15 protein-coding genes are annotated in these 18,114 nt (G+C 70.3%); 12 read left to right on the top strand and 3 right to left on the bottom strand.

Annotated features, from left to right (window positions below; translation table 11 throughout):
- Nucleotides 1–104 precede the first annotated feature (104 nt).
- The 4 genes from ABD374_RS31095 (at nucleotide 105) to mutM (ending at nucleotide 2,699) form a co-directional block, all read left to right on the top strand.
- Nucleotides 105–746, top strand: coding sequence for a YceD family protein (locus ABD374_RS31095; RefSeq protein ID WP_344499945.1), 642 nt, complete (start codon nucleotides 105–107; stop codon nucleotides 744–746).
- Nucleotides 747–748: 2 nt separating this feature from the next.
- A complete protein-coding gene (rpmF, locus tag ABD374_RS31090; RefSeq protein ID WP_003965982.1) occupies nucleotides 749–922 on the top strand; it encodes a 50S ribosomal protein L32 in 174 nt (57 codons plus the stop codon).
- A 19-nt stretch (nucleotides 923–941) separates the two neighbouring features.
- Entirely contained in the window at nucleotides 942–1,769 is an 828-nt protein-coding gene (gene rnc / locus ABD374_RS31085) for a ribonuclease III (RefSeq protein ID WP_425577397.1), read from the top strand.
- Nucleotides 1,770–1,838: 69 nt separating this feature from the next.
- Nucleotides 1,839–2,699 carry a bifunctional DNA-formamidopyrimidine glycosylase/DNA-(apurinic or apyrimidinic site) lyase gene (gene mutM / locus ABD374_RS31080; RefSeq protein WP_344499878.1) on the top strand — a complete coding sequence of 287 codons (861 nt, stop codon included), beginning with the start codon at nucleotides 1,839–1,841 and terminating at the stop codon, nucleotides 2,697–2,699.
- A gap of 55 nt (nucleotides 2,700–2,754) precedes the next feature.
- On the opposite strand, the gene ABD374_RS31075 is transcribed toward mutM, so the two are convergent.
- Nucleotides 2,755–3,726 (bottom strand): CAP domain-containing protein, encoded by a 972-nt coding sequence (locus ABD374_RS31075; protein WP_344499876.1) that lies wholly within the window; start codon nucleotides 3,724–3,726, stop codon nucleotides 2,755–2,757.
- Nucleotides 3,727–3,872: 146 nt separating this feature from the next.
- Between ABD374_RS31075 and ABD374_RS31070 the strand changes: the two genes are divergently transcribed.
- From ABD374_RS31070 to ABD374_RS31055, 4 genes are all read left to right on the top strand, one after another.
- Nucleotides 3,873–4,154: an acylphosphatase gene (locus tag ABD374_RS31070; RefSeq protein WP_344499874.1), complete on the top strand. Its 282-nt coding sequence runs from the start codon at nucleotides 3,873–3,875 to the stop codon at nucleotides 4,152–4,154.
- A 370-nt stretch (nucleotides 4,155–4,524) separates the two neighbouring features.
- Nucleotides 4,525–4,740: a hypothetical protein gene (locus ABD374_RS31065; RefSeq protein ID WP_093798817.1), complete on the top strand. Its 216-nt coding sequence runs from the start codon at nucleotides 4,525–4,527 to the stop codon at nucleotides 4,738–4,740.
- Between the two features lie 199 nt (nucleotides 4,741–4,939).
- Nucleotides 4,940–8,704, top strand: coding sequence for an AAA family ATPase (locus ABD374_RS31060; RefSeq protein WP_344499870.1), 3,765 nt, complete (start codon nucleotides 4,940–4,942; stop codon nucleotides 8,702–8,704).
- Nucleotides 8,705–8,912: 208 nt separating this feature from the next.
- Nucleotides 8,913–10,331, top strand: coding sequence for a sugar porter family MFS transporter (locus tag ABD374_RS31055; RefSeq protein ID WP_344499868.1), 1,419 nt, complete (start codon nucleotides 8,913–8,915; stop codon nucleotides 10,329–10,331).
- Between the two features lie 98 nt (nucleotides 10,332–10,429).
- On the opposite strand, the gene ABD374_RS31050 is transcribed toward ABD374_RS31055, so the two are convergent.
- Nucleotides 10,430–11,905 carry a cytosine permease gene (locus tag ABD374_RS31050; RefSeq protein ID WP_344499866.1) on the bottom strand — a complete coding sequence of 492 codons (1,476 nt, stop codon included), beginning with the start codon at nucleotides 11,903–11,905 and terminating at the stop codon, nucleotides 10,430–10,432.
- 153 nt (nucleotides 11,906–12,058) lie between these two features.
- Between ABD374_RS31050 and ftsY the strand changes: the two genes are divergently transcribed.
- Nucleotides 12,059–13,282: a signal recognition particle-docking protein FtsY gene (gene ftsY, locus ABD374_RS31045; protein ID WP_344499864.1), complete on the top strand. Its 1,224-nt coding sequence runs from the start codon at nucleotides 12,059–12,061 to the stop codon at nucleotides 13,280–13,282.
- 116 nt (nucleotides 13,283–13,398) lie between these two features.
- On the opposite strand, the gene ABD374_RS31040 is transcribed toward ftsY, so the two are convergent.
- On the bottom strand, nucleotides 13,399–14,118 hold the full coding sequence (locus ABD374_RS31040; RefSeq protein ID WP_344499862.1) for a bifunctional DNA primase/polymerase: 720 nt from the start codon (nucleotides 14,116–14,118) through the stop codon (nucleotides 13,399–13,401).
- Nucleotides 14,119–14,549: 431 nt separating this feature from the next.
- On the opposite strand from ABD374_RS31040, the gene nsdA reads away from it, so the two are divergent.
- The 3 genes from nsdA to ABD374_RS31025 all read left to right on the top strand — a co-directional run bounded on the left by nsdA (nucleotide 14,550) and on the right by ABD374_RS31025 (nucleotide 18,086).
- On the top strand, nucleotides 14,550–16,025 hold the full coding sequence (gene nsdA, locus ABD374_RS31035) for a transcriptional repressor NsdA (RefSeq protein WP_344499860.1): 1,476 nt from the start codon (nucleotides 14,550–14,552) through the stop codon (nucleotides 16,023–16,025).
- Nucleotides 16,026–16,386: 361 nt separating this feature from the next.
- On the top strand, nucleotides 16,387–17,751 hold the full coding sequence (locus ABD374_RS31030) for an ammonium transporter (protein ID WP_344499858.1): 1,365 nt from the start codon (nucleotides 16,387–16,389) through the stop codon (nucleotides 17,749–17,751).
- Nucleotides 17,748–18,086 (top strand): P-II family nitrogen regulator, encoded by a 339-nt coding sequence (locus tag ABD374_RS31025; protein ID WP_274562355.1) that lies wholly within the window; start codon nucleotides 17,748–17,750, stop codon nucleotides 18,084–18,086. Before ABD374_RS31030 ends, ABD374_RS31025 begins: the two co-directional genes overlap by 4 nt.
- Nucleotides 18,087–18,114 lie beyond the last annotated feature (28 nt).

Below are 18,114 nucleotides of genomic sequence, written 5' to 3'. Positions count from 1 at the left end.
TCCTGGCTCTTCGGTCGCGCGTATGCCCGCGATCACTGCTGCCCGCTTCGCTTCCGCGACGGCGACACGGTGGCCCCCACAGCGAACCGAAAGCAGGAAGACCCCTGAACGCCCACCTCGACCACCGCAACCCCCTCGTGTTCGACACGCACGAGCTGGGCCGGCGTCCCGGTGCGCTCCAGCGGCTGACCCGCTCGGTGGCGGCCCCCAAGGACCTCGGTCTCGACGGGGTCATCGGCGTGCCCGAGGGCGCACCGGTGAATCTCAAGCTCCGCCTCGAATCCGTCATGGAAGGGGTGCTTGTCACAGGCACCGCCCGTGCGACGGCCAAGGGGGAGTGCGTAAGGTGTCTGGAGCCGCTGGAGCTCGACGTTGCAGCGGACTTCCAGGAGATGTTCTCGTACCCTGCCGCCGATGACCGGGGCCGCGCAAAAGCGGAACCGGCCGACGACGACGAGGACGACGAGGACACGCTCTACCTCGAGGACGGTCTGTTCGACCTCGAGTCCGTGCTGCGTGATGCGGTGGTGCTCGCACTGCCGATGCAGCCGGTGTGCCGGGAGGACTGCCCCGGCCTGTGCCCGCAGTGCGGGATCAGGCTGGAAGAGGACCCCGATCACAACCATGACGCCGTCGACATCCGTTGGGCGGCACTGCAAGGACTCGCCGGGACCATCCAGGACGGCGAGAAGGACAACACTGGCGACGCCGCCGAGTCGGGCGTCGACGAGAAGCAGGAGAAGTAGCCGTGGCTGTTCCGAAGCGGAAGATGTCGCGCAGCAACACGCGCCACCGCCGGTCGCAGTGGAAGGCTGCGGTCCCCACCCTGGTTTCGTGTGAGCGTTGCCAGGAGCCGAAGCTCCAGCACATCGCGTGCCCGAGCTGCGGCACGTACAACAAGCGCCAGGTCCTCGAGGTCTGAGCGGCTGGTGAGAGGCACGATGTCTGACGCCAAGGCGGAGAACGCCAAGAAGCCGGCGGAGAACACGGCCTCGTCCCACACGCTTCTGGAAGGGCGGCTCGGGTATCAGCTCGAGTCCGCCCTTCTGGTGCGTGCGCTGACCCATCGTTCGTACGCGTACGAGAACGGCGGTCTGCCCACCAACGAGCGTCTGGAGTTCCTCGGGGACTCCGTGCTCGGCCTGGTGGTCACGGACACGCTGTACCGGACCCACCCCGATCTGCCGGAAGGCCAGCTGGCCAAACTGCGGGCCGCGGTGGTCAATTCTCGTGCACTCGCGGAGGTGGGCCGCGGCCTCGAACTCGGCTCCTTCATCCGGCTCGGCCGGGGCGAAGAGGGCACGGGTGGCAGGGACAAGGCATCCATCCTGGCCGACACCCTCGAAGCGGTGATCGGCGCGGTCTATCTCGACCAGGGCCTCGGAGCCGCATCGGAACTGGTGCACCGGCTCTTCGATCCGCTGATCGAGAAGTCCTCGAGCCTCGGTGCGGGCCTGGACTGGAAGACCAGTCTCCAGGAACTCACCGCGAGCGAGGGCCTCGGCGTACCCGAGTACCTCGTCTCGGAGACCGGACCCGACCACGAGAAGACCTTCACTGCTGCTGCCCGCGTCGGTGGTGTCTCGTACGGCACCGGCACCGGCCGCAGCAAGAAGGAAGCGGAACAGCAGGCGGCGGAGTCCGCGTGGCGCGCCATACGCGCGGCCGCGGACGAGCGCGAGGCGGGGGCCGCGGCCCCCGCCGAGCCGACGCCGGTGACGGCCACGGCCGACGACGCGACCACACCGTCGGCTCCGGCCACTGCCTGAGCCGCGCGAGCACTGCCCGCTGGGCCCCCTGCCGGATTCCGGCAGGGGGCCCAGCGGTATGCTGCACCCGTGCCTGAGCTGCCCGAAGTCGAAGTCGTCCGGCGTGGGCTGGAGCGCTGGATCACCGGCCGTACCGTCTCCGAGGTGCAGGTGCTGCACCCCCGGTCCGTACGCCGCCACCTCGCGGGCGGCGAGGACTTCGCCGTACGCCTCAAGGGGCACCGCATCGGGGCCGCGCGCCGCCGCGGCAAGTACCTGTGGCTGCCGCTCGAAGACACCGACGCCTCCGTCCTCGGCCACCTCGGGATGAGCGGCCAACTTCTCGTACGGCCCGGGGCCGCCCCCGACGAGAAGCACCTGCGCATCCGCGTCCGCTTCGACGATGTGCTCGGTACGGAGCTGCGCTTCGTCGACCAGCGCACCTTCGGCGGGCTCTCGCTGCACGACAACACCCCGGACGGGCTTCCCGACGTCATCGCGCACATCGCGCGCGACCCCCTGGACCCGCTCTTCGACGACGACGCGTTCTGTGCGGCGCTGCGCCTGCGCCGTACGACCGTCAAGCGCGCCCTGCTCGACCAGTCGCTGATCAGCGGCGTCGGCAACATCTACGCGGACGAGGCGCTGTGGCGCGCGCGGCTGCACTACGAGCGCCCCACCGCGTCCCTCACACGCCCCCGCGCGTCCGAGCTCCTCGGCCACGCCCGGGACGTCATGAACGCCGCGCTCGCCGTCGGCGGCACCAGCTTCGACAGCCTCTACGTCAACGTGAACGGCGAGTCGGGCTACTTCGAGCGGTCCCTGGACGCGTACGGGCGTGAGGACGAGCCCTGCCGCCGCTGCGGTACGGCGATGCGCAGGCGCCCCTGGATGAACCGCTCCAGCTACTTCTGCCCGCGCTGTCAGCGCCCGCCGCGCCTCCCGTCGTAACGCGCCGCGGCGGCGGCGACTGCGAGGGCACTGGCGATGACGAGGGCGGTGGCGGTCAGAAGCCGAAGTTCTGGGTCCACCAGGGGCCGCCCGGGCCCATGTGCACGCCGACACCCAGGGTCTTGAAGTCGCAGTTGAGTATGTTCGCCCGGTGGCCTTGGCTGTTCATCCAGGAGTCCATCACCGCCTCGGCGTCGGCCTGGCCGCGGGCGATGTTCTCGCCGCCCAGACCGTCGATGCCCGCCTTCTCGGCGCGGTCCCAGGGGGTCGCCCCGTCCGGGTCGGTGTGGTCGAAGAAGCCGCGGGCGGCCATGTCCTGACTGAAGTTCTCGGCGAGCAGGGCCAGCGAGGCGTCGGCCCGGACCGGTGAGCAGCCCGCCTTCGCCCGTTCCTGGTTCACCAGGGCCAGGACGGTGGCCTCGGCGGTGGCTTCGGAGCCGGATCCGGTGGCGTTGCCGCTTCCACCGCCGCCGCCCTTCTCGTTCTCCGGGGCCTTCGTCGCGGGGGCGGAAGTGGTGCGTTCGGGCTTCGGGCTCTTCCGTGACTCGGCAGGCTTGCCGGCGCCGGTGCGGCTGTCCGCGACCGTCTGCCGCTCGGAAGGCTTCGCGGACGGTTTGGCCGAGGGCTTGGCGGACGGCTTCGCGGTTTTCGTGGGCTGCGTGGCCTGCGGCGAGGGCGACTTCGACGGCGCGTGCGCGCGCCCGTCGCCGTCGGGAGCGCGCGTCGTCACCGTGTCCGTGGGTTCCCCCGTGCTGCCGCCCTGCGTTTCGAGCCCGGCCGGGCCTTCGACGCGGACCCGGTCACCGGCACCGCCACCGCTGATGGAGAAGCTGTCCCCGCCGGGCAGCACCCCGGAGGTGACCGCCACGGCGCCCAGCGCCACGGCGGCGGAGACACCGAGCAGCCCGGTGCGTACGGGCGCGGTCCGCTTCTTCCGGCGGCGTGCACCACCCTGGTGCCGGCCTGCCGGATCGTCCGCGTGTTCCGCTGCGACGGGCCCGGCGGCGGAGCGACGATGGCGTCCCATCTGCTGTGCCTTCCTCATGCTTGCTCGACGTGGTCCACGTCAATGCGATTCACCCGAAAGAGTGAGGGCTTATTGCGTCGGGACTGTACGCCATGACGGATGGGGGCGAAGTGTCCCCTGGGCTATTGGCCCGTTAGCGTGCAGCCATGAACGAAGACGTACGGCTCACCGCTTGGGTACGCGGTCGGGTACAGGGAGTGGGCTTCCGCTGGTTCACCAGGGAAAATGCTCTGGAAATCGGAAGGCTCACCGGCTTCGCCCTCAATCTGGACGACGGCCGGGTGCAGGTGGTCGCCGAGGGGCCGCGTGAGAATTGCCACCGTCTGCTGGAGTGGCTGGGCTCCTCCGACACTCCCGGGCACGTCGACGGGGTGACTGAGATCTGGGGCACACCGCGCGGTGGCTATACGGGCTTCGCGATCCGCTGACCGCATCCCGGCGTACGGGCCTGCCGACGTGTTCCGGAGATGCCCATGTCAGGGGCCCGGGGCAGAAACGACCTGGTGGTTGCCAAGAAACGCTCGCCGTGGAAAGCTGCCGGGACAAGGATGATCTCCACGCCCCCAGGGCCCCGCAGCAGAGCCGGCGCCGCGCGTTCGCGGCCGCACGCCCCCGGGTCGCCCGTCGATACGGGGCGTGATCGTGTTGACCGTCAAACTTTTTGGTGAGACTCTGGAAGCCCCGCGCACCTTAGCTGTTTGGCATTGAGAACAACAGAGATGACAAGCACCGCGGGTGCGATTCCCTCACGACCCACCACCGCTTCGGTCGGTCACTCAGTGTGGAGGACCATCCATCATGGCAAAGGCGCTTCTCGGTTACGTCGGCGGCTCCGACCCGCGACTCCTCGCCGAGATGCGACGGCTTCAGCAGCGCGTTCAGGATCTTGAGTCCGAGCTCAACCGGATTCAGTCCGAGAACGACGAGCTGAGCGCCGCCGCTCACCACCGCGGAGATTCGCTGCTCGACAGCATCGACATCGACGTACCCCAGGCGGAGCCTGCGCTCACCTGATCGGGTTCGCAGAAGAACCCGTCGGGCTGTCCGTATCAGCCGCTTGAGATCTGCTCAAGATCTATCCAGCAAGACATTGCAAGGGACGCTTCGGCGTCCCTTCTTTCTTTCCGCCGTCCGGCGCTGGACCTCTTCCTTACCGTCTGATGTGCCCTGCGCGTTCATGGGTGAAACCGCCGGTGAAAGGTAGAGTGCGGCGGTGCATCTCAAGGCCATGACTCTCCGCGGTTTCAAATCTTTCGCATCGGCCACAACACTGCGGTTCGAACCAGGCATCACCTGTGTCGTAGGGCCCAATGGTTCGGGCAAGTCCAATGTGGTGGACGCGCTGTCCTGGGTGATGGGAGAGCAGGGAGCGAAATCGCTGCGCGGCGGCAAGATGGAGGACGTCATCTTCGCCGGGACGACCGGGCGGCCGCCGCTCGGCCGCGCCGAGGTCTCTCTGACCATCGACAACTCCGACGGCGCGCTGCCCATCGACTACGCCGAAGTGACCATTACGCGGATCATGTTCCGCAACGGCGGCAGCGAATATCAGATCAATGGCGACACGTGCCGACTGCTCGATATCCAGGAGCTGCTCTCCGACTCCGGTATCGGGCGGGAGATGCACGTGATCGTCGGGCAGGGCCGGCTCGACTCCGTACTGCATGCCGACCCGATGGGGCGCAGGGCTTTCATCGAGGAGGCCGCGGGTGTTCTCAAGCACCGCAAGCGGAAAGAGAAAGCGCTGCGCAAGCTGGACGCGATGCAGGCGAATCTCTCGCGCATACAGGATCTGACCGATGAGCTGCGGCGACAGCTCAAGCCGCTGGGGCGGCAGGCCGCGGTGGCGCGGCGGGCCGCCGTCATCCAGGCGGACCTGCGCGACTCCCGGCTGCGGCTGCTCGCCGACGACCTGGTGAAACTGCGCGACGCACTGCGCGCTGAGCTCGCCGACGAGGCGGCGCTCAAGGAGCGCAAGGACGCGGCCCAGGCGCAGCTGGAGGCCGCGCTGGCGCGCGAGGCCGAGCTGGAGGCGGAGGTGCGCCGCCTCGCGCCGCGACTGCAGCGGGCGCAGCAGACCTGGTACGAGCTGTCGCAGCTGGCCGAGCGGGTGCGCGGTACGGTCTCGCTCGCCGAGGCCCGGGTGAAGAGCGCGACGGCCGCCCCCGAGGAGGGGCGGCGCGGCCAGGGATTCAGGGATCCCGAAAGCATGGAGCGCGAGGCCGCCAGGATCCGTGAGCAGGAGGCGGAGCTGGCAGCCGCGCTGGAGGCGGCGCAGGGGGCACTGGACGACACGGTCGAGCACCGGGCCGGACTCGAACGGGAGCTGGCCGCCGAGGAGCGCAGGCTCAAGGACGCCGCCCGCGCCATCGCCGACCGGCGCGAGGGCCTCGCCCGACTGGGCGGCCAGGTCAACGCGGCCCGCAGCCGGGCCGGTTCGGCCCAGGCCGAGATCGACCGGCTGGCCGCCGCGCACGAGGGCGCCCAGGAGCGGGCCGCCGCCGCGCAGGAGGAGTACGAGCAGCTCAGGGCCGAGGTGGAGCAGCTGGACGCGGGCGACGCCGACCTGGCGGAGCACTACGAGGCGGCCAGGCGGGAGCTCGCCGAGGCGGAGACCGCGCTCACGGCCGCCCGGGAGGCGGCCACCTCCACCGAGCGCCGGCGGGCCGCGACATCCGCCCGGCACGACGCGCTGGCCCTGGGACTGCGGCGCAAGGACGGCACGGGCGCGCTGCTCGGAGCGCGGCCCCGGCCGGCCGGACTGCTGGGCCCGGCGGCGGAGCTCCTCACGGTGACCCCGGGCTTCGAGATCCCCGTCGCGGCGGCGCTGGGCGCCGCGGCGGACGCGCTCGCGGTGACCGACCCGGCCACGGCCGCCGACGCGATCCGGATCCTGCGCAAGCAGGACGCGGGCCGGGCGGTGCTCCTGCTGGGCAGTACCCCACCGCAGGCGGGCGGAAGTGTCTCCGCCCGGACCGAGGCGGACGGCGGCACCGGGCGCCCCGGTGGCCTCGGTGACCCCGGCGGCCCCGGGGACGGCCCCGGACAGGGAGACGCCTCTGCCCGGGGGGACCACGGCGCCCGGCCGGACCGTCCCGAAGAAGCTCCCGGCGCGTCGGCAGCGGAAGGCGCGGTGGCGGCCGCGCCCCGCCGTGCGGACGGCCGGGCTCCGGCCGTCGCCGACCTCGTGCGGGGGCCCGCGGAGCTGATGCCCGCGGTGCGGCGGCTCGTACGGGACATGGTCGTCGTCGGGACGCTGGAGGACGCCGAGGACCTGGTCGCCGAAGAGCCCGGACTGACCGCTGTGACCGCCGAGGGCGATGTCCTCGGGGCGCACTTCGCGCAGGGCGGGTCGGCCGGGGCGCCGAGTCTGCTGGAGGTGCGGGCCTCCGTCGACGAGGCCGCCGCCGAGCTGGCGGAGCTGGCCGTACGGTGCGAAGAGCTGGCCGGGGCGCAGCACCGCGCCGGGGAGCGGCGTGACGCGGCTGCCGCGCTCGTGGAGGAGCTGACGGAACGGCGCAGGGCCGCCGACCGGGAGAAGTCCGGGGTCGCGCAGCGGCTCGGGCGGCTCGCCGGACAGGCGCGCGGCGCGGCGGACGAGGCCGAGCGGTCGGCCGCTGCCGCCGCCGGGGCCCGCGACGCCTTGGAGCGCGCCACCGAGGAGGCACAGGAACTGGCGGAACGGCTGCTGGTGGCCGAGGAGTCCTCTCCCTTCGGAGACCGGGGGGAGGACGAGCCGGACATTTCCGTGCGGGACCGGCTGGCCGCCGACGGGGCCCGCGCCCGCCAGACGGAGATGGAGGCCAGGCTCCAGGTCCGTACGCACGAGGAGCGGGTGAAGGGCCTCGCCGGGCGGGCGGACGCACTCGACCGGGGGGCGCGCGCCGAGCGCGAGGAGCGGGCGCGCGCCGAGCAGCGGCGCGCGCGGCTGCGGCACGAGGAACAGGTGGCGGGGGCCGTCGCGTCGGGAGCGCGTCAGCTGCTGGCCCATGTCGAGGTCTCGCTCGTACGGGCCGATGAGGAGCGCGTCGCGGCCGAAGCGGCCAAGGCGGAGCGCGAGCGTGAACTGGTGGCGGAGCGCGACCGCGGCCGGGACCTGAAGGGCGAGCTCGACAAACTGACCGATTCGGTTCACCGCGGCGAGGTACTCGGCGCGGAGAAGCGGCTGCGCATCGAGCAGCTGGAGGTCAGGGCGCTGGAGGAACTGGGCGTGGAACCGACGGTACTGGTGGCGGAGTACGGGCCCGACCGGCCCGTGCCGCCGCCGCCCGTCGGGGGCGAGGAGGCACCGGAGGATCCGGAGGACGGCCGCGACCAGCCGCGGCCGTTCGTGCGCGCGGAGCAGGAGAAGCGGCTCAAGGCGGCCGAACGGGCGTATCAGCAGCTCGGAAAGGTGAATCCGCTCGCCCTCGAGGAGTTCGCGGCGCTGGAGGAGCGGCACAAGTTCCTCTCCGAGCAGCTTGAAGACCTGAAGAAGACGCGCACCGACCTGATGCGGGTGATCAAAGAGGTCGACGAGCGCGTTCAGCAGGTCTTCAGCGAGGCGTTCCGGGACACCGCGAGGGAGTTCGAAGGGGTCTTCGCGCGGCTCTTCCCGGGCGGTGAGGGCCGGCTGATTCTGACGGATCCGGACAACATGCTCACCACGGGGGTCGAGGTCGAGGCCAGGCCGCCGGGCAAGAAGGTGAAGCGGCTCTCGCTGCTCTCCGGCGGAGAGCGGTCGCTGACCGCCGTGGCCATCCTGGTGTCGATCTTCAAGGCCAGACCCAGTCCGTTCTATGTGATGGACGAGGTCGAGGCCGCGCTCGACGACACCAATCTCCAGCGGCTGATCGGGATCATGGAAGAGCTCCAGGAGAGTTCCCAGCTGATCGTGATCACTCATCAGAAGCGGACGATGGAGGTCGCCGACGTGCTGTACGGCGTCTCCATGCAGGGAGACGGTGTTTCCAAGGTCATCAGCCAGCGTCTTCGCTGACAGCCCTTAGGAGCCTTCAAAACTTGAACGCAAGCCACCCATGCCGTGGTCGCAAAATTCACTACGCCTTCCTCTTGACTTCGAAACTTGAAGGCATAGTCTCGGCAACGTCGTTTTTACCTTCAAGTGGTGGGCCACTCGATGTTGTGCCCCACTTGAAGTGCTTGCCCCCCACGCCAGGCAACGCGGCCAGGCACCAGGAGTTAATGTGACCAGCACTGCGCAACCACCGGCGTCCGGAGCCCGCGAAGCCCACCCGGATCACCTCGGCCACGTCATTTTCATCACGGCCGCGGCCGCGATGGGCGGTTTCCTCTTCGGCTACGACAGCTCCGTCATCAACGGCGCGGTCGAAGGCATCCGAGGCAAGTACGACGTAGGATCCGCGACCCTCGCGCAGGTCATCGCCATCGCCCTGATCGGCTGTGCCATCGGCGCCGCCACCGCGGGCCGCATCGCCGACCGCATCGGCCGTATCCGCGTCATGCAGATCGCGGCCGCGCTCTTCACGATCAGTGCCGTCGGCTCCGCGCTTCCCTTCGCCCTGTGGGACCTCGCCTTCTGGCGGGTCCTCGGCGGCATCGCCATCGGCATGGCCTCGGTCATCGGCCCCGCCTACATCGCGGAGGTCGCCCCGCCGGCGTACCGAGGCCGCCTCGGCGCCTTCCAGCAGGCCGCCATCGTCATCGGCATCGCCGTCTCCCAGCTCGTCAACTGGGGCATCCTCAACCTCGCCGACGGCGACCAGCGCGGCAAGCTGCTCGGCATCGAGGCCTGGCAGGTCATGCTCGGCGTCATGGTGGTCCCGGCCGTGCTCTACGGGCTGCTCTCCTTCGCCATCCCCGAGTCGCCGCGCTTCCTGATCTCCGTGGGCAAGGTCGACAGGGCCAAGGAGATCCTGGCCGACGTCGAGGGCAAGAACATCAACCTCGATCTGCGCGTCTCCGAGATCGAGCACGCGATGCGCAGCGAGCACAAGTCCACGTTCAAGGACCTCCTCGGCAGCCGCTTCGGCTTCCTGCCCATCGTCTGGGTCGGTATCGGCCTCTCGGTCTTCCAGCAGCTGGTCGGCATCAACGTCGCGTTCTACTACTCCGCGACGCTGTGGCAGTCGGTCGGCATCAACCCGAGCGACTCGTTCTTCTACTCGTTCACCACGTCGATCATCAACATCGTCGGCACCGTGATCGCCATGATCTTCGTCGACCGGATCGGCCGCAGGCCGCTCGCGCTCATCGGCTCGACCGGCATGGCGCTCGCCCTGGCCTTCGAGGCATGGGCCTTCTCCGCGAACCTGGTCGACGGCAAGCTGCCGCACACCGAGGGCATCGTCGCGCTGATCGCGGCCCATGTCTTCGTGCTCTTCTTCGCCCTCTCGTGGGGTGTCGTGGTCTGGGTCTTCCTCGGCGAGATGTTCCCGAACCGGCTCCGCGCCGCCGCGCTCGGCGTCGCCGCCTCCGCGCAGTGGATCGCCAACTGGGCGATCACCGCGAGCTTCCCGAGCCTCTCCGAGTGGAACCTCTCGGGGACGTACGTGATCTACACGGTCTTCGCCGTGCTCTCGATCCCCTTCGTGCTCAAGTTCGTGAAGGAGACCAAGGGCAAGGCGTTGGAGGAGATGGGCTAATCCCCGCTGCCCCTCTCCTCGACGACGGAACTGCCCCGGCTCAGCTTCTGAGCCGGGGCAGTTCCGTCGTGTCGCGCGGTCACGTCAGCCGGGTCGCGTCAGACGGACAGGTTTCCGGCGGGCTCGGCCTCGCGCCCGGCCTCGGCCCGCGGTTCCGGCGTCGCGGCCGGGGCCACGGGCTTCGTCCTCGGCAGCACCGCGTACAGCAGCGCCGCCACGACGACCGTCGCCGCCCAGCCCAGGCCGTTGCGCCCGATCCAGGAACCGGCGAGCGGCCCGGTGAACCAGTCGACCTTGGTGAACAGCAGGCCCGCCACCAGGGCGACGCCCCACGCCACCATGGCCTGCCAGGCGAAACCGGCCCGGTACCAGTAACCACTGGTGCGGGTGGTGTCCATGAGCGCCTCACCGTCGTACGTACGACGGCTGAGCATGTCCACACCGAACACGCCGATCCACGCGGAGAACGCCACGGCCAGCAGCGTCAGGAAGGAGATGAACGAGCCGAAGAAGCTCGTCGCCACCACCATCAGCAGGAAGCCGAAGATCAGGCTGATGACCGCGTTGACGCTCACGGCCCAGGCCCGCGGCACCTTGATGCCCAGTGTCTGCGCGGTGAAGCCGGCCGAGTACATCGACATCGAGTTGATCAGCAGCATGCCGATCAGGGCGATCAGCAGGTACGGAACGGCGATCCAGGTCGGCAGCAGCTCGCCGATGAAGGACACCGGGTCGGCGGCCGACGCCAGGTCCGGCGTACTGACGGCCATGACCGCGCCCATCACCACCATCGGCAGTACGACGACACCCGCACCGCCGACGGTCGTGGAGACCAGGGCCCTGCCCGACGCCGTACGCGGCAGATAGCGCGTGAAGTCCGGGCCCGAGGGGACCCAGCTGATGCCGCCGGCCGCGATGGTGCCGATGCCCGCGATCATCATCGCGGTGGAACCGGCGGGCTTGGCGAACACGGCGGACCAGTCGGTGCCGGCGATCAGATAGACCAGCACGAGCACGCTGAAGGCGCCGAAGAAGTACGTCGACCAGGTGCTGCACCGGCGCAGGGCGTTGATGCCCAGACCCGACACCAGGAAGGTGCACCCGACGAAGAGCAGCAGCGTCACGACGATCAGCGTGGTGTTGCTCTTGATGCCGAAGAGCAGATCGAGCACGGTCAGCACGGCGTACGCACCGGTCACCGCGTTGATCGTCTCCCAGCCCCAGCGCGCGACCCAGATCAGCGAGCCGGGGAAGAGGTTGCCGCGCTGGCCGAACACCGCCCTGGAGAGCGCCATGCCGGGGGATCCGCCGCGCTTGCCCGCGATCGAGATCAGGCCGACGAGCCCGTACGAGACGACGGGCCCGGCGACGGCCACGGCCAGCACCTGCCAGAAATTCAGGCCGTTGAAGACGACCAGGCCCGCGCCCATGGTGAGCAGGAGCACGCTGATGTTGGCGGCGACCCAGGTGGGGAAGAGCTCGCGGACGCGGCCCGAGCGCTCGTGGTCGGGAACGGGCTCGAGACCGCGGGTCTCTATCGCGCCCTCGGAGTCGGGGGCGGACGCTTCAGGCATGGGGGAACTCCGTGCGGTGGTGGGGGGATCAACAGCATCTTACGGGCACAGCTGCGCATGCTCCCCCCAAAAGGTCCAAATCCCTACCATGTACCTCGTGTGATCCTCCGAGGAGCCTCTTCGGGTACGGGTGTGGCTGATACTGGGTGGGTTATGGAAATCGTCATCCTTGCTGTAGTCATCGCCCTGGTCGCGATCGGCGCGATCAGCGGGCTCGTGGTCAGCAGCCGCAAGAAGAAGCAGCTGCCGCCCCAGGCGCCGCCGAGCACGCCGACCATCACCGCTCCGCCCACCGAACCGCAGGTCGGCGAGGACGCGGCGCCACCGCGCGACGAAGCGCGCCGGACCATCGAGGAGGTGGGCCTCCCGGACGCGTCGACCGCCGTCAGGGAGCCCGTCGCCGTCGAGGATCCGGTCGTCGCCGAACCCGTCGCGCCCGAGATCGAGATCCCCGAGCCCACCGCCGGCCGCCTGGTGCGGCTGCGCGCCCGGCTCGCCCGCTCGCAGAACACGCTCGGCAAGGGTCTGCTGACCCTGCTCTCCCGCGAACACCTCGACGAGGACACCTGGGAGGAGATCGAGGAGACGCTGCTCACCGCGGACGTCGGCGTCGCCCCGACCCAGGAACTGGTCGACCGGCTGCGTGAGCGCGTACGGGTGCTCGGTACGCGTACGCCGGGCGACCTGCGCCTCCTGCTCCGCGAGGAGCTGCTGAACCTGCTCGGCACGGACATGGACCGGGAGGTGAAGACCGAGAGCGGCCTGGACACCCCGGGCGTGATCATGGTCGTCGGCGTCAACGGCACCGGCAAGACCACCACCACCGGCAAGCTCGCCCGCGTCCTGGTGGCCGACGGCCGCAGCGTGGTGCTCGGCGCCGCGGACACCTTCCGCGCCGCCGCCGCCGACCAGCTCCAGACCTGGGGCGAGCGGGTCGGCGCGCGCACGGTGCGCGGCCCCGAGGGCGGCGACCCGGCGTCGATCGCCTTCGACGCCGTGAAGGAAGGCATCGCCGAGGGCGCCGACGTCGTACTCATCGACACGGCGGGACGGCTGCACACCAAGACCGGGCTCATGGACGAACTCGGCAAGGTCAAGCGCGTCGTGGAGAAGCACGGTCCGCTCGACGAGGTGCTGCTGGTGCTGGACGCGACGACGGGACAGAACGGCCTGGTGCAGGCGCGGGTGTTCGCCGAGGTCGTGAACATCACCGGCATCGTACTGACGAAGCTGGACGGCACGGCCCGGGGCGGCATCGTGATCGCGGTCCAGCGCGAGCTCGGCGTACCGGTGAAGCTGATCGGCCTGGGGGAGGGTGCGGACGACCTCGCGCCGTTCGAGCCGGAGGCGTTCGTCGACGCGCTCATCGGCGACTAGCCCGGGGTCCGGTCCCGGGCCTCGGCCCCGGCTGTCGGCCGGCCCTCGATCGACGCAAGGAATCGCCGGACGAGCTCGATGTGAGCCGTCCGGCGATTGCCGTTGCCGGGGCGCCGCTACGCCGGAGAGCGGTGCGCGATGTACGCCAGCGTTCCCAGCAGCAGCCGGGCCTGCGGCGGTGACTGCGCCGTGTCCAGCACCGGCGGCCGGAGCCAGCGGACCGGACCGAGGCCGCCGAGGTCGGACGGCGGCGCCACGATGTGGTCGCCGGGGCCCAGCCCGCGCAGATCGAGGTCCGCGTCGTCCCAGCCCATCCGGTAGAGCAGCCGGGGGAGCTCGGCGGCTGCTCCCGGGGCGACGAAGAAGTGGGCCCGGCCGTCCGGCGTCGCGGCCACCGGTCCCAGCGGCAGCCCCATCCGTTCCAGCCGTACGAGCGCCCGGCGCCCGGCGGACTCGGCGACCTCGATGACGTCGAACGTACGGCCCACGGGCAGCAGTACCGCCGCGCCGGGGAACCCCGACCAGGTCGTGGTGACCTCGTCGAGGGTGGCGCCCGCGGGCACCTCGGGCGCGAAGTCCAGCGGATGGGCGCCCGGCGCCCGGCACGCCGTGTCGCCGCACGAGCAGTACCGCGCTCCGGCGCGGGCGGAAACGGACTTCGCCGAGGCGGAGCCCGCCGGACCGGCGGAGCCGGCCGGCCCCGCTGCCGACGCTCTGGCGCCCGGCACCACCGCCCAGCCCCACAGTCCGGTGTACTCGGCCACCGTGGTGCAGTCCGACAGGCGGTCGCGGCGCCGTGCGCCGGACAGTGTCTCCCGGCCGATCGTGAAGCCCATGCCCCCTCCAACGGTTCGAGTGCACCGGTGGTTACGGTGCGGAGCCATTCTGTAACGCTCCGCTGTACCCGGACCGGTCCGGTCCGGCGGCGCACGGTGTCGTGAGAGGTGGTGCGGACCGGGCCGCACGCCCCGGCGCGCACCGCTCCGCCGACTCTCGATCGTTGTATGTCAAGTGAAGCGCGCCCGGCCCCGGGAGAGTTCATTCGAAGGGGTGGCGAATGGTGGCGTTTATGGAATCACCATGGCCGGATGGGTGATCGTAGGATTACTTTCGGTGCACGAACCGCCGGAGATCGCGACACGTGCGGGTATGCCGGAGGCAAGCCGGATTCCTGTTCGAGGGGGGCATTCCTCGGACGGCGGGCCGCAACTCGCGGCATTCTGTTACGGGTTCGTGCATAGAGGTTTCAGCGGATGGGGGCGTTCCAGTGGGCGGCAGTGGCGCAGGCGGTACGAACGCTGGAAAGCGCCCGAACGAGCAGCTGGGCTCGTGGTTCGTGCGCAGCGGCTGGTCGAAGGGCGAGCTCGCACGCCAGGTGAACCGCAGAGCGCGCCAGATGGGCGCGCACCACATCAGCACGGACACCTCGCGGGTGCGCCGCTGGCTGGACGGCGAGCAGCCGCGCGAGCCGATCCCGCGCATCCTCTCCGAGCTCTTCTCCGAACGGTTCGGCAGCGTCGTCGCCGTCGAGGACCTCGGACTGCGCTCCGCGCACCAGTCACCCTCCGTGTCCGGAGTCGACCTGCCCTGGGCGGGCCCCCAGACGGTCGCCCTGCTCAGCGAGTTCTCGCGCAGCGACCTGATGCTCGCACGGCGCGGCTTCCTCGGGACCTCACTGGCGCTCGCCGCGGGGCCCGCCCTCATCGAGCCCATGCAGCGCTGGCTCGTCCCCGGGTCCCCCGCCGTCCCCGACCGCCCGGAGACGGCCGCGTCCTCGCGGCGGCCGTCCCGGCTCTCGGGGCCGGAGCTGGACCTGCTGGAGTCCACGACCATGATGTTCCGCCAGTGGGACGCCCAGTGCGGCGGCGGGCTGCGGCGCAAGGCCGTCGTCGGACAGCTCCACGAAGTCACGGACCTGCTCCAGGAGCCGCAGCCCGAGGCTACGTCCAAGCGGCTCTTCAAATGCGCCGCCGAACTGGCCGAGCTGGCCGGCTGGATGAGCTACGACGTGGGCCTGCAGCCCACGGCGCAGAAGTACTTCGTGCTCGCCCTGCACGCCGCCAAGGAGGCCGGCGACAAACCGTTCGGCAGCTACGTCCTGTCGAGCATGAGCCGTCAGATGATCCACCTCGGCCGTCCCGACGACGCGCTGGAACTCGTCCACCTCGCGCAGTACGGCAGCCGCGACTGCGCCACGCCCCGGACCCAGGCGATGCTGTATGCGATGGAGGCCCGCGCCTACGCCAACATCGGGCAGCCCAGCAAGTGCAAGCGGGCCGTCCGGATGGCCGAGGACACCTTCGCGGACGCGGGCCTGGACGGCGAGCCCGAGCCCGACTGGATCCGCTTCTTCTCCGAGGCTGAGCTGAACGGCGAGAACGCCCACTCGTACCGCGACCTGGCCTATGTCGCCGGACGCAGCCCCGCCTACGCCTCGCTCTCCGAGCCCGTCATGGAGCGCGCGGTGGAACTCTTCGGCAAGGACGACGAACACCAGCGTTCGTACGCACTGAACCTCATCGGCATGGCCACCGTGCACCTGCTGAAGCGCGAACCCGAACAGTCCGTCGTACTGGCCGAAAAGGCTCTCGCGGTCGCCAGGCGCGTCCGTTCCGAGCGGGTGAACAACCGGCTCCGCAAGACCGTCGACACCGCCGCCAGGGACTTCGGCGACGTCGCCGAAGTCGTCGATCTCACCGACAGGCTCGCAGCCCAGCTGCCCGAAGCCGCGGAAGCGGTCTGAAGGCCCCGGCCCCCGCGCCGCCACAGACGCCGGCCGCGACCGGCCACCCCGTACAGCCCGACTCGGCTCCCCCGCGCCAGGCCAACCGGGTGGCGGTCGCGGCCGGTTTTCGCTGTGCGGTGCCTGCCGTGGGCAGAGGGTATCGGCGGTCCGCGGCCCCGGCCCGGCGGTTCACCCGTACGTAACACGCAGGACCCCTTCGTCACTGGTGCGAAACATCGGGCGGCATCGGCCGAAACCGCGCTGCGCCAACCTCATGGCCCATAAGCGGCGCACCCCTTTGCTGCCGAACCGGCCACCAGGCCGGCAGGCCACCAGGCTCCGCCCCCGCACGGGCCGCACCGACGACGAGGAGACGCCGATGCCTCCAGGCATCACGACGCTTGCCGCAGACACGACCGAACTGTCTGCCGCCAATACCGGCTTCATGCTCATCTGTTCCGCCCTGGTGATGCTCATGACGCCGGGCCTGGCCTTCTTCTACGGAGGCATGGTCCGCGTCAAGTCCACCCTGAACATGCTGATGATGAGCTTCATCAGCCTCGGGATCGTCACGGTCCTCTGGGTGCTGTACGGCTTCAGCCTGGCCTTCGGCACCGACATCGGCTCGGTCGTCGGCTGGTCGTCGGAGTACGTCGGACTGAGCGGCATCGGAGTCACCGAGCTCTGGGACGGCTACACCATCCCGGTCTACGTCTTCGCCGCCTTCCAGCTGATGTTCGCGATCCTCACCCCGGCCCTGATCAGCGGCGCCCTGGCCGACCGCGTCAAGTTCACCGCCTGGGCGCTGTTCGTCGCCCTGTGGGTCACCGTCGTCTACTTCCCGGTCGCGCACTGGGTGTGGGGCACCGGCGGCTGGCTCTTCGAGATGGGCGTCATCGACTTCGCGGGCGGCACGGCCGTCCACATCAACGCCGGCGCCGCGGCGCTCGGCGTCATCCTCGTCATCGGGAAGCGCGTCGGGTTCAAGAAGGACCCGATGCGCCCGCACAGCCTGCCGCTGGTGATGCTCGGCGCCGGACTCCTCTGGTTCGGCTGGTTCGGCTTCAACGCCGGCTCCTGGCTGGGCAACGATGACGGCGTCGGCGCCGTGATGTTCCTCAACACCCAGGTCGCCACCGCCGCCGCCATGCTCGCCTGGCTGGCGTACGAGAAGATCCGGCACGGCTCGTTCACCACCCTGGGCGCCGCCTCCGGCGCCGTCGCGGGCCTCGTCGCGATCACCCCGGCCGGCGGCTCGGTCAGCCCGCTCGGCGCGATCGCCGTCGGCGTCATCGCCGGTCTGCTGTGCGCGATGGCCGTCGGCCTCAAGTACAAGCTGGGTTACGACGACTCCCTGGACGTCATCGGCGTCCACCTCGTCGGCGGCATCGCCGGCTCGCTGCTCGTCGGCTTCTTCGCCACCGGCGGCGTCCAGTCCGACGCCAAGGGCCTCTTCTACGGCGGCGGGCTGGACCAGCTCGGCAAGCAGGCCGTGGGCGTCGTCGCCGTACTGGCCTACTCTCTGGTGGTCTCCGCGCTCCTCGCCTTCGTCATCGACAAGGCGATGGGCATGCGGGTCCCCGAGGACGACGAGGTCTTGGGCATCGACCAGGTCGAACACGCCGAGACGGCGTACGACTTCAGCGGAGCGGGCGGCGGTTCGGCCTCCCGCACGGCCGTGTCCGAGCCCGGCCGGACCGACAGGGCGGGCGCCGCGACGCAGAACAAGAAGGTGGACGCATGAAGCTCATCACCGCGGTCGTGAAGCCGCACCGGCTCGACGAGATCAAGGAGGCCCTCCAGGCCTTCGGGGTCCAGGGACTCACGGTCACCGAGGCCAGCGGCTACGGCCGCCAGCGCGGCCACACCGAGGTCTACCGGGGCGCCGAGTACACGGTCGACCTCGTACCGAAGATCCGGATCGAGGTGCTGGTCGAGGACAGTGACGCCGAACAGCTCATCGACGTGGTGGTGAAAGCCGCCCGTACCGGCAAGATCGGTGACGGCAAGGTGTGGAGCGTGCCGGTCGAGACGGCGGTCAGGGTACGGACCGGCGAACGCGGCCCGGACGCCCTCTGACCGGACGCCCTCCGACCGGAACGCATGA

It is taken from the genome of Streptomyces enissocaesilis (assembly GCF_039533765.1).
Lineage (GTDB): Bacteria > Actinomycetota > Actinomycetes > Streptomycetales > Streptomycetaceae > Streptomyces > Streptomyces enissocaesilis.
Note: the sequence above shows the minus strand (reverse complement) of the source record. Positions and strands in the feature narration are given on the sequence as shown.

Bases quoted from the DNA above. Each gene is read 5' to 3' on its own strand.
- ABD374_RS31040 (WP_344499862.1), bottom strand. From the start codon at position 14,118: ATGGGCTTCACGATCGGCCGGGAGACACTGTCCGGCGCACGGCGCCGC.
- rnc (WP_425577397.1), top strand. From the start codon at position 942: ATGTCTGACGCCAAGGCGGAGAACGCCAAGAAGCCGGCGGAGAACACG.
- ABD374_RS31030 (WP_344499858.1), top strand. From the start codon at position 16,387: ATGCCTCCAGGCATCACGACGCTTGCCGCAGACACGACCGAACTGTCT.
- ABD374_RS31065 (WP_093798817.1), top strand. From the start codon at position 4,525: ATGGCAAAGGCGCTTCTCGGTTACGTCGGCGGCTCCGACCCGCGACTC.
- ABD374_RS31050 (WP_344499866.1), bottom strand. From the start codon at position 11,905: ATGCCTGAAGCGTCCGCCCCCGACTCCGAGGGCGCGATAGAGACCCGC.
- ABD374_RS31025 (WP_274562355.1), top strand. From the start codon at position 17,748: ATGAAGCTCATCACCGCGGTCGTGAAGCCGCACCGGCTCGACGAGATC.
- ABD374_RS31070 (WP_344499874.1), top strand. From the start codon at position 3,873: ATGAACGAAGACGTACGGCTCACCGCTTGGGTACGCGGTCGGGTACAG.
- ftsY (WP_344499864.1), top strand. From the start codon at position 12,059: ATGGAAATCGTCATCCTTGCTGTAGTCATCGCCCTGGTCGCGATCGGC.
- ABD374_RS31075 (WP_344499876.1), bottom strand. From the start codon at position 3,726: ATGGGACGCCATCGTCGCTCCGCCGCCGGGCCCGTCGCAGCGGAACAC.